The organism is Lentibacillus jeotgali (genome assembly GCF_000224785.1).
GTDB lineage: Bacteria > Bacillota > Bacilli > Bacillales > Amphibacillaceae > Lentibacillus > Lentibacillus jeotgali.
The window spans coordinates 186433-201375 of record NZ_AGAV01000007.1 but is presented as its reverse complement, the minus strand read 5'-3'; the positions used below and the strand labels follow the sequence as shown (position 1 = coordinate 201375).

Here is a 14943-nt window from a genome sequence, read left to right as displayed (position 1 = left end):
GAGCGAGGAGGCTCGTGGTGAGCCCACGGAAAGCGAGTATATTCCAGCTGCGTGGTTAGAGATTCTCGCTAACTTCTGGGTTGTGTCGTAGTTTATATCAACCGCGTTTAGAGCAGCAAAGTTTACGAAAATAACCTAAAGGAAGAGCGGAAGCTGGTGGTGCTTCCGCTCTTGCTACATCGCATCAAGCATTTTAAACTGTGATTTAACCAGCTCAAAGTATTCACCGCGCTGGTTCATGAGTTCATCATGACTGCCATTCTCAAGTATTTTACCGTTTTCGAGTACGAAAATATTATCTGATTCCCTGATGGTTGACAGACGATGCGCAATAATAATCGCCGTCCTCCCTTTCAGGAGCCTTTGCAGGGCCTCTTGAATTTTTACTTCAGTTTCGGTGTCAATACTTGATGTCGCTTCATCCAATATTAGTATCTTCGGGTCAGCCAGCAGTGCCCTGGCAAATGATAATAATTGCCGTTCACCTGCTGACAGAATATTGCCACGTTCTTCCACTTCCGTCTCATATCCGTCTGCCAGTCTTCGGATAAAATCATCCGCTCCAACAACCTTTGAAGCTTCAATAACTTCTTCATCAGTTGCATCCGGACGACCAAACCGGATATTTTCTATAATGTTGCCGGAAAAAATAAATGTATCTTGCAACACAACACTAATCCCAGTGCGCAGACTGTTCAATTTGACATCCCGCAAATCATGACCATCTATTTTGACAGCACCTTTCGTCGGATCATAAAATCGGCTGATCAAATTGGCTATCGTCGACTTGCCGCTTCCCGTATGCCCGACCAAAGCTATTGTCTGACCTGCTTTAATTTCCAATGATATCTCATGAAGCGCAGTCCGTTCTTCATCATAAGAGAATTCCACATGGTCAAATTCGATATGTCCTTTCATATCAGTTAAATCTGTTCCATCTTTTTTATCAACAACATTCGGCTGTTCATCAAGGAATTCAAAGATACGTTCTGAAGCTGACATAGCCATCAGCAGCTGATTATACATCTGGCCAAGCCGTGATATTGGCTCCCAGAACATCCCGACATAGAATCCGAACGAGACAAACGTTCCAATGGCGATACCGCCGTTTGACTCACCAAGTAAAATAAGATAAGCACCATATGAGATCAAGATAACGGTTCCTAGCGCATTACTCATTTCAACAAACGGACCGAACATGGCACTTTTTTTCGTAGCCGTTCGCCAGCTTTTAAAATTATCGGTGTTAACGCCATCAAAATATTCTTCGTTCGCCTTTTCCTGTGAGAATGACTGAGTAATACGGATGCCCTGAATACTCTCATTGAGATGGGAATTGAGCCGTGATTGCTGAATACGCACATCCTGCCACGAGCGGCGGATATTGCGCCTCAGCTTTGTTGAAATATAAAACATGATTGGCAGAATGACCATAATGGCCAGTGCCAGCTTCGGACTCAGCACCAATAAAATAACGACGATTCCGGTTAATGTGACAACATCCATCAGAAGATTGATAATTCCGTTTGTAAACAGTTCCTGCAGGGAGTTCGTATCGTTCATGATTCGAACGATAATAGATCCCCCGGACCGTGTATCAAAGAAACGGTGTGACAGGCGCTGGATATGTGAAAATAAATGCTGCCGCAGATCATAAATAACATTTTGCCCTAGGATATTTACCCATTTTATCCGAAAGACGTTTCCAATATAGCTCAGCAAGTATAATACCGTGATACCAATCACCATATACGTAAGCATTGTCATATTTTCATTTGCAATAACGATATCAAAAACTACCTTACCAATCAGGATAGGTACAATTAACCGTACTGCAGTTGAGAGCATCATCGCCATAAAGGCACCGGGTAAATATGTTTTGGCATACGGCCTCAAATAAGTTAATAAGCGCCACATTTGCTGCCAGTTAAATGGCTTTTCCACCGCGTGGTCTACTGTATAATAGAACCGGTTTAAATGCCGGTTTTCTTTAGGTGTCTTCCTGGACATCACGTCGCCTCCCCTCTTAAGTTGCTGTTTCCATAATTTGTTCTCTATCCTGGTACTGAATATTGTAAATCCGTTCATACGGGCCATGATGGTTTACTAAGTCCTCATGCTTACCCTGTTCGACGATTTTGCCATCTTCAAGCACCAATATTTCATCTGCGTGTTTCAGCGACGAGATACGGTGGGCGATGATAAAGGTGGTCCGGCCTTTCATAACCTCTTTGAGTGCCTGCTGAATTTTGAATTCGGTGTCCATATCAACGGCTGATGTCGCATCATCAAGCACTAATATACTCGGATTGATGCAGATTGCCCGGGCAATTGCAATCCGCTGTTTTTGTCCGCCCGAAAGCCCCATGCCACGTTCGCCCAGCATCGTGTCATAGCCTTTTGGCATTGCCATAATGAAATCATGGGCCTGGGCTCTTTTAGCAGCATCGATAATCTGTTCTTCAGTAATTTCCGGATTGCCGTAACGGATATTTTCTCTAATTGTAGTTGAAAACAGAAACGATTCCTGCAAAACAAAGCCGATATGCTTACGCAAGGTTTTTAATTTATAGTCTTCAACCGGTCTGCCATCAATGAGTACCTCACCTTCTTCAGGCTCATAAAAACGGGGAATCAGTTGCGTAATGCTCGTTTTCCCTGATCCGGTCGCTCCGCTCAGACCGATGATTTTTCCTTCGGTGGCATCAAATGTGACATCGCTAAGTGCTTTATCATCATCTTCCGTATACGTCAATGTTACGTCTTTAAATGTGACATGTCCGGCTATCGGTACATCGATCGCTCCCTTTTTCTCCGTAACATCTTCTGTTGCCTCCAATATTTCCAGAAGCCTTTCTCCGGAAGCCTTTGCCTGGGAAAACATGTTAATGACAAACCCCAGGTTCATCAACGGCCCCATAATATACCAGACAAGGCTGAAGAATGCTGTCAGTGCTCCGAGGCTTAAGTCTCCGCTAATGACCAGATAACCGCCGTATGCCAGCAGCAGCACAACACAGATATTACCTATGAATTCCATCACCGGAAAATACTTTGACCAGATACTGGATGTAAATAAATAATTTTGACGATAGTTATCATTGCTGTCTGAAAAACGCCCGACTTCAAAGTCTTCTTTCGATAATGATTTCACCGTATTCATACCGCTGATATTTTCCTGTACACGAGTGTTCAGCCTGCCAAATGATTTACGGATTCCTCTAAATGCCGGATGAACGCGCTTATCAAATTTATAAACCACTACAGCTAAAAACGGCATAGCTGCCATCGTGATTAATGCAAGGGGTATGGAGTAATAAAACATAACGCCTAAACTAAACAGGATAAGTAGTGTGATTTCAATGAAATCCGATATCCCAAACGAGATAAAATTACGAAAACCTTCCACATCCGTCGTCTTCCGGGACATCAAATCCCCGGTTCTGGCATTATCATAATATTTGAACGATAATACCTGAAGCTTTTCATACAATGCTTCCCGGAGTTTATAAACCGTCGTAATTCCAAACAAATCCCCTGTATATTGATGAAAAAACGAAGCTATCCCCTTAAAAAGCATGATAAAAAAGAATCCTGCAGCAATATATGGGATCAGCTTATACCGCTCCTGTAACACGACTTCATCAATCGTTAACTGCAACACGACCGGATAAACCACAGTTATGGCTACCACAAAAAACAGGAAAAAAATTGAGGTATAGAAATACTTCCTGTGGGGCCAATAAAACCGTTTTAATTTTTTGAAGGTATTCATTGTTAAATCCCCCCTTATGATTTTCGGTAATATCTAATATAACGGGTTCCGAAATAAAATGCTATACTTTTTCACTAATTTTTTTAACATTCAAATCGGATTGCATGTACATAAAGCGTGTAAACTGCTTAGAAAAACGCGGCATTCACCCCGTGTTATAGCGAGCGCCGTAATTTTTCGGAAGGTCAATCACAATTAATACGTTCTTGGCATAAAAAAATGGCTTCTGCCTGTAATTGCAGAAGCTTTCATAGGAGTTATTATTCAGACTGGTTGACTATCCTATTAATTCGTTTTTGCAGCATTTGCAATCCGCCGGAACCCGAATGACGGTGCCTCAGTTTTCCATTAGTATCGAACAGGTAATAACCCGGGACATACCTGTTATTGAATTGATTCGTTAATGTATGCTCATTATCGACAAATATCGGATGAAAAATGTTGTGCACTTGTGCGGCAGACCGCACTTCCGATAAATCCTTATCGCGCTCAGAACGCGGCATGTGAACAGTAATAACGGCTAATTGATCGTCATAGGTATCATACAATTTATTTACTTTTGGTGTTGATTTTTTACATGTTTCACAGCTCACTGACCAAAAATAGATTAAAACCGGTTTATTTCCAATTACATCATTATGGGAAAGCCGTTTGCTGTTAAGCCATTTCCCCGAACGATCGAACTCCGGCATCTGATCTTTTAATCTCATCCCTAAAACCTCCCAAATTTGTTAGTCGGGCCTGACCTGAATAATAGCGCCTCTTTAATGGTTCCTATATTATATATGCTGGAAAGCTTTTCCCTGTACAGTGCTACGTTTTATTTTTCGTGATTAGGGAAAATTGTTGTTATCCTTCATAATATGTCTTAAACTGTCTACTGAAAGGAGAATACATATGGAAATTTTCGGAATTAGTATTGATTTGGCCGGCTTATTGGGGAGTGTTGTGCCGGTTGTCTTACAAATTGGCTTAATGATTCTGGCCTTCATTATTTTGGTGCCGATTGGTAAAAAAGTCATTGGAAAAACCCTGAACAAAGCTGGGTCGAATCAAAAATTATCACCATCACGTGTTAAAACTCTTGAAAAATTGTTACTGAACGTGTTTTCCTATGTCATGTTTTTTGTGCTGGTGTTAATGATCTTTGGGGCGCTTGACATTCCACTCGGACCGATCCTGGCAGGTGCCGGTATTATTGGACTTGCGATCGGCTTTGGCGCACAAGGGCTTGTCAGTGATATCGTGACCGGGTTTTTTATCCTGTTGGAACGCCAGCTGGAAATAGATGATTATGTAACAACAGCAGGCTATGACGGGATTGTTGAAGAAATTGGTTTGCGCACGACAAAAATACGCAGTTTTGACGGTACATTGAATTACGTCCCAAACCGTTATATCGAAGGGGTGGCGAACCATACCCGCGGCAACATGCGGGCCCTAGTTGATATAAGCATCCGCTACAATGATAATCTTGACCAAGCCATTGCCGTTCTGGAAGAAGTGTGTGCCGAATTCAAGGAAGATGAGCGCTTTAAGGAAGGACCTGATGCCATCGGGGTGCAAGGTTTTGGCACATCCGATATTGTGCTGCGTGTTGTCGGCCAGACTGAAAACGGCCTTCAGTGGGAGTGTGAGCGTGCCATGCGGAGACAAATTAAAGAAGCCTTTGACCACGCAGGCATTGAAACACCATTTCCTCAGCAGGTTGCTGTTCACAGCAATCAAGATTAATGTTAAAAAGCTTCGGCTGCGATTGAGCCGAAGCTTTTTACATTACTGCCGATTCAATTTGTCATTCACCATATTACAAACTTCCTGGGCATTGCAGCCGTCTGCGTTTATCACTGAACCGGCAATACTTGCTGTTGACATGCCCATGACATCTTTATCCTGACCTGAAATGACACAGCAATCGCAATAGGCGGTGTCGTCTTCTGATTTTAAATCAACAACATCATGCCCCATCTCCGCAAGTGCTTCTTTCACATCGGTCATGGTCTCTTCTACGCCAATTCGCGCCATTGTTGCAAACCTCCTCTGCTGCAGATACATTTCACAGGTAGTTTTTCTCAAACAGAAAAAGATATACAGTTGGTAATCACATGAAAAACACCCTCTGCTGCGGGAAAGGGTGCCGATTACTTAATCTTATACATGAGACTTAAATGTAAAATGGTCACGTTTCAGTTGCTTTAAGATAGCGCGTCTTGTCAGTATCCCGTCAAAATAGCCGTCCTCATCAGCGACACATACGAATGGATAGTTGATGACTACCTTCAACCCGTCCATGAATGTGTCCGATTTTGATAAACACGGGATATCCGAGTTCATGCCTTCATGTACTTGTATTTCGGATAGCTGCTCCATTTCAAACCGTTCCAGGCCAAGAACCTTGTTTAAAATGCGCGTTTTGCCGATCGTACCCACAAGTTTATACGACGAATCCAAAACAGGAACGGCAGAGTATCCCGATTTCACAAGTATCAGCAAAGCATGTTCTAAAGGGTTGTTAATCTGTACGTGTGCTACTTTTTCAGAGGATATCATTAAATCCCCAATCACAATATCTGTTAATTTCTTATCCTGTGTTGCACTCATAATAAAACGCTCCTTTTCAAATCCTAAACAATAAGGAGTTTATTATATTGACCACATATTTAGTTTACCATAGGACATGCAGATATAACATCATTTATCCCGTTTATGAACAGTTCAGTTTTCGTGACATGCGGGATAAGTCGCATATTTCACAATATGCAGGTCAAAACCAAAAGTAAAAAATGTCCATATAAGAGTCCTTTCTCTTTCTCTCTATCTATCATAGTAAAGTCTGATGACACAAAAGTCAAAATATTAACAGTTTCTAACATCTATATATTTCACTGGCATCATACATCATTCCCATTTAAAATAAACATATTAATTGATACATTTTGAAAGGTAGAAACATATGAACAGACGCACGTTCTTAAAACGGTCAATTGGCAGTATGCTTGCCCTGCTTGGTGTAAGTGGCGGCACCTATTACTATGCACACGATATAGAACCCAGTATGCTTGATATTAATCACGCAGAACTCGCATCCCGTAAAATTCCGCAGCCTTTCAATGGTTTTAAAATTGTTCAGTTTTCCGATACGCACATCGGATATCATTATACTATCGAACAATTCTCAAAACTTGTCAGGACGATTAACGCCCAAAACCCTGATTTAATTCTGTTTACGGGGGATCTTGTTGACGAACCGCACACGTATCACTGGGATAACGAAATCGCCCATATACTGCAGAATTTAAACGCACAATACGGTAAATACTGGATATACGGCAACCATGATCATGGCGGATATGGAACTGATATCGTTAAGAGGGTAATGGATCAAGCCGGTTTCAGCCTCCTGCAAAATAACCACACCACTATTGAAATGGATAATCAACAAATTGTTCTCGCGGGGATTGATGATGTCATGCTGGGCGATCCGAATCTTGGAGACACCCTGGCAAACGCAGATCCGGATTTATACACCCTTTTACTAGCACATGAACCTGACTATGCCGACAACACCGTGCGCTTCCCTGTCGACGTTCAGCTATCTGGGCACAGTCACGGTGGCCAGATCCGCCTGCCATTTATCGGCCATCTCTATACCCCGCTTTACGCACACAAGTATGTGCAGGGTAAGCACACACTTCAAAACGGCAAACTCATCTTGTTTGTCAATCGCGGGATCGGAACAACACGGCTGCCTTACAGGTTCTTATGTAAACCTGAAATCCATACGTATACCCTTAAAGCGGACCCTGCGTCATAAAAGCTGTTAAAAATAGCGGCACTTCGTTTTTCTCCAAACATTCGTAACAGTTTGTTCATAGTTTTTTTCTGAAAAACATGCTACACTTGAAAGTGATTACAACTAGGAGGAAAGCACATGGCGCAATTCAAGTGGGTTTTTCCGCTGTTATTATTCGTTCTTTTATTAAGTGCATGCGGTAATCAATATAATGGTGATTTCTCTTATGAAGTGCAGGACTTTACGTTTACGAACCAGGATGGCGAAAAAGTGAGTAAAAGTGATTTGGAAGGTGAATTTTGGGTGGCTGACTTCATTTTCACCAATTGTACGACTGTTTGTCCGCCAATGACGTCTAATATGGCCTCTCTTCAGGAGCAGCTGAAGGAAGCCGGACTTGAAGATGTGCGGCTTGTCTCATTCAGCGTGGACCCGAAAAATGATAAACCGGAAACACTAAAGAACTACGCTAAAGTACGCGGCGGAACATTCGATAATTGGGATCTCCTCACAGGTTACGACTTTGAGACAATCAAAGAGTTTTCCGTCAAATCCTTTAAATCAGCGGTTGAACAGCTTCCAGATTCTGACCAAGTCATGCATGGAACAAGCTTTTTCATTGTCACCCCGGAAGGAAATGCCATCAAAAACTATGATGGACGGAAGGCTGCGAACATGGAAAAAATAGTAGAAGACATACAAGCCATGAAGTAAAAACATTCAGGCGGCATAATCTTTCCGCTGAATGATGAATCGAGCGGATATACACTGTCTGGATTTATAAGCGTGAGCGGGGATTAAAACCCGCTCATTTTAAATTGAATTTGGACTGGCGATAAGGTACGATAGAAACAAGCAAAGACTATAACCATAGAAAGGAGTGTCCCTCTGAATGCATGCAAAGGAAAACGTTCCACTCGATGAACTTGGCAAGGCGCTTTTCACCATAAACCGCCATGCGAAAACAGCTCCGGATCCCAAACACCTTTATTACATCAAGAAGGAATCAATTAACCGCTTATTAAAAGAAAACCGCGCAGAAAAGGTTGGCCTGCACTTCTCGAATAATCCCAGATTCAGCAGCCAGCACTCGACACTTTTAGTTAAAGTGGACAAGTATTTCTTTCATATCCCCCCAACGAAAGACGACTTCAAAGAACTTGAACACTTAGGCAAACTGGATCAAAACTACCGGAACCCTCCAACAAAGATGTCACTTTCACAAGCGAAAAAAATAGTCTATCGTTACATAGACTGGCAGCCAGCCAAAAAACCAAGAAAAAAATACAGTTCTTCCTATTTCACGCCATCTTCACTGGGGAAAATAAACTGGCCGCCAAGCAAAACAAAACGAAGAACGCGTTAAAAGCACTTGACCGGTAAGTGCTTTTAACGTTTTGCTTTCTATAATCGCGGGAATAGTATCAGCCAAAGGGAGGTATCTGGTATGGCCATCGAAATGGAAGATTTTTTGTATGAGCTTAAAAATCACGTTGAACAGACGCATACCTTTAAAGATGCTTTTGAACGTCTGACACCTGAGGAACAAAACAAGGTTGCAGAACTTGCCCCGTCCGGCTGGTTAATGCCGCCAAAAGAACAGCAAACGATTATAGACTGGCTTGAACAAATGCAGATAGAATTTGGAATCACAGAGTAGTGCGTATCCGTCATACGCGCTTCTTTTTATTTCGGAAGGCGTGCACTAATAAATGGATAATCCCCAGACATCCGCCAAAAACAGCAAGACTATGCAATGTAACCTCTAATAAAGGAAGCTGGAAAACCGCTGTTAGAACAATTCCTCCCAGTAGGATCACCAGCACAAGCAAACTGCTCATAACATAGTTTAATAATTTAACCGATTTGGTAACAACAACCCATTTTATGAACGGGCGAATAATAACATAAACTGCGGTGATTCCGATAATCATCAAAATATAGGCAGGATTTAGTTGTTCTGAAAACGTCTGCATGGTCTCCGAAACGCCGATCCAATCCAACATATGACTCACCTCTTCCCCATCGACTTACTATTCAATATAAACCAATCAATTTCGTATTATACGTTGCATCAATCTGATATAATATCAGCAATAAGCATTGTTCGGGGGGGATTCCGTTGAATAAAGCGTTTCTTTATATTATACTCGGCGCCGCACTCTGGGGAACAATCGGCTGGTATGTGAAAAACTTGTACGCGTACGGTTTCACCCCCATGGAAGTCGTCACATTAAGGGTCTGGTCTGCTGCCATACTAATGGTGCTTTTTTTAGTCATCAAGGAACCGAAAAAATTGAAACTGACGTCCTTTTCTGACGTGAAATATTTTATAGGAACCGGCATTTTCAGTATTGTTTTCTTCAATTATTGCATGTTCACTGCCATTGATTTATCAACGATACCTGTGGCAACCGCCCTGCTTTATACGGGGCCGGCATTTGTTACCATATTATCTCTCATACTATTCCATGAGCCGCTGACCAAGCCGAAAATAATGGCCCTTGTGATCACGATCTTCGGAAGTGCTCTTGTTGTCGGTCTAATCCCTCTTGATTTGAACGCCCTTCAGCTGACAAGCATTTTATTCGGTCTGGGATCGGGTTTTGGCTATGCCCTTTACAGTATTTTCAGTAAGTTTGCATTGAAAAAATACACAAGTTTAAGCATTACAGCCTACACGTTTATCATAGCGGCAATTTCCTTACTGCCATTTTTCCCTTATCAAGAAAAATGGCCCTTACTCATGGAACCGCGTGTCTTATTTTTTGCTGTTGGACTTGGCTTTCTGCCGACAGCATTCGCCTATATCATCTATACATATGGACTAAATCAAACCGAGGCATCCAGAGCCTCCATTCTGACCACGATAGAACCGGTTGTAGCGACATTGATCGGTGTATTCATTTTTCAGGAGGCTTTTACATCAGCACAAATGATTGGCATGCTTTGTATCATTGGGGCAGTCATCCTAATCCAAATCAACCCCCGTCGGACAAAAATGTCTTAGTCAGTGATATGCATCACGTCATTTGGGAGCAAAATCCGTTATGATCAGGGTGAGTTCAATTTAGGAGGTAATCGTGATGACTGAATTTACTGTTGATCATAAACCAGCTGATACCGTCAAAATTTATCCCAAGGCAAGTGATTTATTTAAAAAGCGGCGCATTGATTTTTGCTGCGGCGGGGACCGGCCGCTCAGGGGAGGTTTTCAAGGAACGTAACATAGATGAAGCAGAACTGATGGCTGAGCTTAATCATTCCTATCAGAATTGGCAAAACGAAGGCCATGAGGCTATTGACTGGGAGGCCAAAACACCGAGCGAGCTAATTGATCATATCGTTCATAGCCATCATGCTTATTTATACGAAGAACTGCCAGAATTGGGGAAATTTGTAACAAAAATCTTGCGTGTGCATGGTAAAAATCATCCACATTTAAAAGAGCTTCACAGGCTTTACAACGCGTTTAAGTTAGATATGGAGGAACATTCGGTAAAGGAGGAAGAAGAGGTCTTCCCGCTGATTAAAAAATATGAAGAAAATCCAAGGTGAGGAACTTCTGGCGCAAATCCATACAGTCAATGGAGATCTTGAAAATGAACATGATGCCAGTGGGGGCATCCTGAAACGCATTCGGGAAATCACTGATGGATTCCAGCCGCCAAGTGATGCGTGCAACTCATATCGGATCACCTACGCCCGACTGGCAGAGCTGGAGAATGATACGTTCCAGCATATCCATCTGGAAAACCACGTACTGTTTAAACAATTATAGCAGGAACACTGAAAAGAGGAAGCATTTTGAAATGCTTCCTCTTTACGTTTCACAAAATTTGTACATCACACCATTTCGTTGTGATAACTTGTTTACGAGAATTGATTCATTTTATCAATATTTCGGTCGGCTGCTTTCTTATCAAGCCGCTGTTCGATCTGTTTGATTTTCTGTTCATCTTCAAGCAATTCCTGTTTGTTTTGCTTGACCAGATCTTCAAAATTCTGATGTTTTGGTCGCATATATGATACACTCCTTCAATATGGATTATCCAAAAAGACAAAGCCAGATTTTTTTGAATAATCTCTTTTATCCTATTGATAGTGTATCCTATTTTACATCATACTACTCAAAATTATTTGAACATTTTATAACATTTTTTCGATCTTTCTAAACCAACATTTTCTTAGTCTTACTTTTTGAACAGGATCAGACATTTACGGGTAGTCGATCCTTCACCTACTTAAACTCCTTGGCTACTCAATTTTTTGAGGTGGAGGTCTTACTACCCGTTATATGCTTGATAATAAATATTGAATTTGGCTGATGAAATAAACGGTAAGTTAGTATACCACTAGTGGAAAAGGATGGGATATTCTGTTTCTTTTCCGGCGCTTTCCTGCAAATGGAATAAGATTAGACTCAGTGCCGAAAAGAAAAGCCAGACAGTTTGTTATTCAATTGAGGGAATACTATATGCGCTTGTCTTACGCATATGATAAGTATACAATTAAGAGATAGTATCCATCGCCCCCATTTCATTTACGGCGATTAAAGATAATTCCTGTTTTATATCATTTTACTTTTTTTCGGTTTTTTGTGTGTTTCATGGATTCATAGAGATTTAACAGTTTGTCCAATTCCTGGCTGATGCTGACGGATTCCGGACTTGTAAAACCTTTCTCCATAGCAACATCGGTCATCTTGTTCCGTAAGTATTCGATGCGTTTTAAAAGCTTGTCTGCAGCACACATTTGATTTAAGGGGCACCTCCATTATAAAGCTTACTTAACTTTAGCACATTTCAACAAATAATGACAAGGTTCAATTGAAATTTCTGGAAAAAATTTTTCGTTTGGCAGGAAGTTAAATATGTTTTAGAATGACTTTTTGATGAACCAAAGTAATTTGTCTGATATCAAAAAATAGTTTAATGATGCAGCACGAAGTATATAAAGAATGAAAGGGTGTCACAGGTGGGGGAATCACAGAAGAAAAATGGATTGGGTGAATGGGTGAAACTTATTCTGTTCGCCCTCTTAATCGCCTTTTTTCTCAGATCATTCGTCTTGGTCACGTCAGTCGTTGAAGGTGAAAGTATGGAACCTGCCCTTGAAGATGGTGAAGTAGTGCTTTTCAATAAATTCACCTATTTATTCAACGATGCTGAACGCGGAGATATTGTCATCATTAACAGGCCGCGGAAAAGTTATGTGAAACGGATTATTGGTTTACCCGGGGAAACGATCTCTTCAACAAATCAGGCATTATATATCAATGGTGAGAAATACGAGCAATCGTTTATTCCAGAGGCATTCAGAGATGACACCGGCAACTCCGGGCCCATCAAAGTACCTGAAGACAGTTACTTTGTAATGGGTGATAACAGAAAATTGAGTAAGGACAGCCGCAACGGACTCGGTCTTATAAGAGAAGATAATATATCCGGAAAATCAGAATTCACCATTCTTCCTGTAAACGAATGGTCAATGACAGATTAGGTTTAGAGGTCAGACATGTCTCAAATCGTCTGACCCTTATTTTTATTCGTTATCAAAAATACAATAGCCGATATTAAGTGCAAGTAATCCCAAACAAACGATACCAAAAGCTGTTTCCCACACTTCCATTGTTTGTACCCCCTTCTTGCAGTTTATGTATGAAACCAAACCATACTTTCCCTTTTCATTTTACCAATTTCACCGTATTAATTAAAGTGAAACTTCATTCAGTGGGGGGCTTTTTCCCCACTGAATGTTAGTTGAACAAATCGGGCATTTAGGGACAGTTAGACGCCGTCCTTGGGCGGATTACTGTCCGTTACATGCGGGGAAAGTGAAACTTCATTCAGTGGGGGTGCTTTTTCCCCACTGAATGTTAGTTGAACGAATCGGGCATTTAGGGACAGTTAGACGCCGTCCTTGGGCGGATTACTGTCCGTTACATGCGGGGAAAGTGAAACTTCATTCAGTGGGGTGCTTTTCCCCACTGAATGTTAGTTGAACGAATCGGGCATATCATCTTAAATTTAAAGACAGAATCTGCTACCCGGTAGTGCGGGGCAGAACGAAAATATGATAAAATTAGACTAAATCAAACGAAAATCTCGCCTATGGCAATTTCAACGAAAGCAGGTGTGATGATGCACCACTGTCCTTATTGTGGCACAAATGTCCGGGATAATGAATCCTATTGCATAAAATGCGGCAAAAAATTGCCTGAAGATATATATCAACGTCTCACAGACACGAAAACATTCAATAAAAACTGGTATTTTCCCATATCCATTATGGCGCTCATCCTGTTGACTTGTGTATTTTTTTACCTGTTTTTGCAAGCCCAGACATCACAGGCAAAAGAGCTATATAATAAAGGCGAAAAAAATGCTATGGAAGGTCAATATCAGGAAGCAAGCGAGTCATTAAAATCCGCTCTTGAGCATAATCAGTCGTTTAGCCAAGCCGATATAGCTTTAAGTTTTGTCGAAACTGCAAAAAATGCTGAATCAGATATAGAACGGTCGTCAAAGCTTCTGGATCAGCAGAAATTTCAGGAAGCGCTGTCACTTATCAATGAAGCTGAAAGCAGTTTAGCCAATTTCAACGGCGATGCTGTTACCCCATTAATCAATAAGTTGACGGAAAAACGGAATACAATAAAACTGGAAGAGCTCAAATATGAACTGGAACAGGATCCGGGGATCAGTGAATTAAAAACGTTGCTATGGGAAGGCGATGCCATTCAGAGCGATAAGGCTGAGGAGCTGACTGCCGCTATTCGGACACGCATTATTGAACATGCGTTTTCACAAGCAAGCGAGCAATTAAATGATAAACAATTTTCAGATGCTCTGCTGGTGGTGGAAGACGGATTAAAATATGCACCGGAATCCGAAAAACTGCAAAGTCTGAAGACCACAATCGAAAAAGAAAAGACGGCATTTGAAACAGCTCAGCGGAAGCGGATTGAACAGGCTATCAGTTCAGCTGAAGAAGAACGGAAGCTAAACGAAAACGATGCGATTGAACTCGTGTCAGTAGATGTCGAAAGTGATGAGCAAGGGAAAGTGGTTGTAAAAGGAAACGTAAAAAGTGTCGCCACTATTCCGATAAATTCCATTTTGATTGAATATGAATTGCTGACTAATGAGGAAGCCTTTTTATCAAATAAGGTGTATGTATACCCGGACACACTTTATCCGGATGAGACAGGCGAGTTTGAGTTTACCCATTTTGATATTAATCAAAACAATCAAATCGACATTAAAGTGGACAGAATCAAATGGTACACTGACCAGTAAACACGCCATTCGACAGATCGTTTTCCACTGATATTTCCCTGTTAACTCTTGATTGCCTGGGATAAACGAATACG

Annotated in this window: 19 protein-coding genes; 11 read left to right on the top strand and 8 right to left on the bottom strand. The window is 41.4% G+C overall.

The genetic code is table 11. From position 1 onward, the window contains the following. Positions 1 to 174: 174 nt before the first annotated feature. The 3 genes from ON01_RS07380 to ON01_RS07370 form a co-directional block, all read right to left on the bottom strand. Complete coding sequence (locus ON01_RS07380; RefSeq protein ID WP_010530386.1) at positions 175 to 2010, bottom strand: ABC transporter ATP-binding protein; 1836 nt, start codon at positions 2008 to 2010, stop codon at positions 175 to 177. Between the two features lie 16 nt (positions 2011 to 2026). Next, a complete protein-coding gene (locus tag ON01_RS07375) occupies positions 2027 to 3775 on the bottom strand; it encodes an ABC transporter ATP-binding protein (protein WP_010530385.1) in 1749 nt (582 codons plus the stop codon). Between the two features lie 260 nt (positions 3776 to 4035). After that, positions 4036 to 4485, bottom strand: coding sequence for a redoxin domain-containing protein (locus ON01_RS07370; protein WP_010530384.1), 450 nt, complete (start codon positions 4483 to 4485; stop codon positions 4036 to 4038). Positions 4486 to 4672: 187 nt separating this feature from the next. Here ON01_RS07370 and ON01_RS07365 point away from each other — a divergent pair, with 187 nt between their 5' ends. Further along, positions 4673 to 5509, top strand: a complete 837-nt coding sequence (locus tag ON01_RS07365) for a mechanosensitive ion channel family protein (protein WP_010530383.1) — start codon at positions 4673 to 4675, stop codon at positions 5507 to 5509. A gap of 42 nt (positions 5510 to 5551) precedes the next feature. Here ON01_RS07365 and ON01_RS07360 read toward each other — a convergent pair whose 3' ends face one another. Then, entirely contained in the window at positions 5552 to 5800 is a 249-nt protein-coding gene (locus ON01_RS07360) for a YkuS family protein (RefSeq protein WP_010530382.1), read from the bottom strand. Positions 5801 to 5926: 126 nt separating this feature from the next. Further along, positions 5927 to 6376, bottom strand: a complete 450-nt coding sequence (gene cbpB, locus ON01_RS07355) for a cyclic-di-AMP-binding protein CbpB (RefSeq protein ID WP_010530381.1) — start codon at positions 6374 to 6376, stop codon at positions 5927 to 5929. 352 nt (positions 6377 to 6728) lie between these two features. Between cbpB and ON01_RS07350 the strand changes: the two genes are divergently transcribed. The 4 genes from ON01_RS07350 to ON01_RS07335 all read left to right on the top strand — a co-directional run bounded on the left by ON01_RS07350 (position 6729) and on the right by ON01_RS07335 (position 9228). Further along, positions 6729 to 7589, top strand: coding sequence for a metallophosphoesterase (locus ON01_RS07350; RefSeq protein WP_010530380.1), 861 nt, complete (start codon positions 6729 to 6731; stop codon positions 7587 to 7589). Between the two features lie 117 nt (positions 7590 to 7706). Beyond that, the gene (locus ON01_RS07345) at positions 7707 to 8282 is read left to right on the top strand and encodes an SCO family protein (RefSeq protein WP_010530379.1); all 576 of its coding nucleotides are present in this window, start codon (positions 7707 to 7709) and stop codon (positions 8280 to 8282) included. 178 nt (positions 8283 to 8460) lie between these two features. Beyond that, positions 8461 to 8934: a YkyB family protein gene (locus tag ON01_RS07340; protein ID WP_010530378.1), complete on the top strand. Its 474-nt coding sequence runs from the start codon at positions 8461 to 8463 to the stop codon at positions 8932 to 8934. Positions 8935 to 9015: 81 nt separating this feature from the next. Beyond that, positions 9016 to 9228: a hypothetical protein gene (locus ON01_RS07335; protein WP_010530377.1), complete on the top strand. Its 213-nt coding sequence runs from the start codon at positions 9016 to 9018 to the stop codon at positions 9226 to 9228. Between the two features lie 10 nt (positions 9229 to 9238). On the opposite strand, the gene ON01_RS07330 is transcribed toward ON01_RS07335, so the two are convergent. Then, positions 9239 to 9574, bottom strand: coding sequence for a hypothetical protein (locus tag ON01_RS07330; RefSeq protein WP_010530376.1), 336 nt, complete (start codon positions 9572 to 9574; stop codon positions 9239 to 9241). Positions 9575 to 9690: 116 nt separating this feature from the next. Between ON01_RS07330 and ON01_RS07325 the strand changes: the two genes are divergently transcribed. The 4 genes from ON01_RS07325 (at position 9691) to ON01_RS20130 (ending at position 11349) form a co-directional block, all read left to right on the top strand. Further along, positions 9691 to 10578: a DMT family transporter gene (locus ON01_RS07325; protein WP_010530375.1), complete on the top strand. Its 888-nt coding sequence runs from the start codon at positions 9691 to 9693 to the stop codon at positions 10576 to 10578. A 76-nt stretch (positions 10579 to 10654) separates the two neighbouring features. After that, positions 10655 to 10795 carry a DUF542 domain-containing protein gene (locus ON01_RS20140; RefSeq protein ID WP_010530374.1) on the top strand — a complete coding sequence of 47 codons (141 nt, stop codon included), beginning with the start codon at positions 10655 to 10657 and terminating at the stop codon, positions 10793 to 10795. Positions 10796 to 10814: 19 nt separating this feature from the next. Next, on the top strand, positions 10815 to 11126 hold the full coding sequence (locus ON01_RS20135) for a hemerythrin domain-containing protein (protein WP_010530373.1): 312 nt from the start codon (positions 10815 to 10817) through the stop codon (positions 11124 to 11126). After that, positions 11107 to 11349, top strand: a complete 243-nt coding sequence (locus tag ON01_RS20130) for a hemerythrin domain-containing protein (protein WP_010530372.1) — start codon at positions 11107 to 11109, stop codon at positions 11347 to 11349. Before ON01_RS20135 ends, ON01_RS20130 begins: the two co-directional genes overlap by 20 nt. Positions 11350 to 11441: 92 nt before the next feature. On the opposite strand, the gene ON01_RS18890 is transcribed toward ON01_RS20130, so the two are convergent. Together ON01_RS18890 and ON01_RS07315 are read right to left on the bottom strand one after the other, a co-directional pair. Then, positions 11442 to 11591 carry an FbpB family small basic protein gene (locus ON01_RS18890; protein WP_083838367.1) on the bottom strand — a complete coding sequence of 50 codons (150 nt, stop codon included), beginning with the start codon at positions 11589 to 11591 and terminating at the stop codon, positions 11442 to 11444. 552 nt (positions 11592 to 12143) lie between these two features. Further along, positions 12144 to 12323: an aspartyl-phosphate phosphatase Spo0E family protein gene (locus ON01_RS07315; RefSeq protein ID WP_010530371.1), complete on the bottom strand. Its 180-nt coding sequence runs from the start codon at positions 12321 to 12323 to the stop codon at positions 12144 to 12146. Positions 12324 to 12545: 222 nt separating this feature from the next. Between ON01_RS07315 and lepB the strand changes: the two genes are divergently transcribed. Beyond that, positions 12546 to 13070, top strand: coding sequence for a signal peptidase I (gene lepB / locus ON01_RS07310; RefSeq protein WP_010530370.1), 525 nt, complete (start codon positions 12546 to 12548; stop codon positions 13068 to 13070). A gap of 611 nt (positions 13071 to 13681) precedes the next feature. Then, complete coding sequence (locus ON01_RS07305; RefSeq protein WP_010530369.1) at positions 13682 to 14869, top strand: zinc ribbon domain-containing protein; 1188 nt, start codon at positions 13682 to 13684, stop codon at positions 14867 to 14869. Positions 14870 to 14943 lie beyond the last annotated feature (74 nt).

What these genes read in the sequence shown, in the direction of transcription:
- ON01_RS20135 (WP_010530373.1), top strand. Translation starts at nt 10,815, where the DNA reads ATGGCTGAGCTTAATCATTCCTATCAGAATTGGCAAAACGAAGGCCAT.
- ON01_RS07375 (WP_010530385.1), bottom strand. Translation starts at nt 3,775, where the DNA reads ATGAATACCTTCAAAAAATTAAAACGGTTTTATTGGCCCCACAGGAAG.
- ON01_RS07340 (WP_010530378.1), top strand. Translation starts at nt 8,461, where the DNA reads ATGCATGCAAAGGAAAACGTTCCACTCGATGAACTTGGCAAGGCGCTT.
- ON01_RS07305 (WP_010530369.1), top strand. Translation starts at nt 13,682, where the DNA reads ATGGCAATTTCAACGAAAGCAGGTGTGATGATGCACCACTGTCCTTAT.
- ON01_RS07350 (WP_010530380.1), top strand. Translation starts at nt 6,729, where the DNA reads ATGAACAGACGCACGTTCTTAAAACGGTCAATTGGCAGTATGCTTGCC.
- ON01_RS07365 (WP_010530383.1), top strand. Translation starts at nt 4,673, where the DNA reads ATGGAAATTTTCGGAATTAGTATTGATTTGGCCGGCTTATTGGGGAGT.
- cbpB (WP_010530381.1), bottom strand. Translation starts at nt 6,376, where the DNA reads ATGAGTGCAACACAGGATAAGAAATTAACAGATATTGTGATTGGGGAT.
- ON01_RS20130 (WP_010530372.1), top strand. Translation starts at nt 11,107, where the DNA reads ATGAAGAAAATCCAAGGTGAGGAACTTCTGGCGCAAATCCATACAGTC.
- ON01_RS07315 (WP_010530371.1), bottom strand. Translation starts at nt 12,323, where the DNA reads ATGTGTGCTGCAGACAAGCTTTTAAAACGCATCGAATACTTACGGAAC.
- ON01_RS20140 (WP_010530374.1), top strand. Translation starts at nt 10,655, where the DNA reads ATGACTGAATTTACTGTTGATCATAAACCAGCTGATACCGTCAAAATT.
- ON01_RS07335 (WP_010530377.1), top strand. Translation starts at nt 9,016, where the DNA reads ATGGCCATCGAAATGGAAGATTTTTTGTATGAGCTTAAAAATCACGTT.
- ON01_RS07345 (WP_010530379.1), top strand. Translation starts at nt 7,707, where the DNA reads ATGGCGCAATTCAAGTGGGTTTTTCCGCTGTTATTATTCGTTCTTTTA.
- ON01_RS07370 (WP_010530384.1), bottom strand. Translation starts at nt 4,485, where the DNA reads ATGAGATTAAAAGATCAGATGCCGGAGTTCGATCGTTCGGGGAAATGG.
- ON01_RS07380 (WP_010530386.1), bottom strand. Translation starts at nt 2,010, where the DNA reads ATGTCCAGGAAGACACCTAAAGAAAACCGGCATTTAAACCGGTTCTAT.
- ON01_RS07330 (WP_010530376.1), bottom strand. Translation starts at nt 9,574, where the DNA reads ATGTTGGATTGGATCGGCGTTTCGGAGACCATGCAGACGTTTTCAGAA.
- ON01_RS07360 (WP_010530382.1), bottom strand. Translation starts at nt 5,800, where the DNA reads ATGGCGCGAATTGGCGTAGAAGAGACCATGACCGATGTGAAAGAAGCA.
- ON01_RS18890 (WP_083838367.1), bottom strand. Translation starts at nt 11,591, where the DNA reads ATGCGACCAAAACATCAGAATTTTGAAGATCTGGTCAAGCAAAACAAA.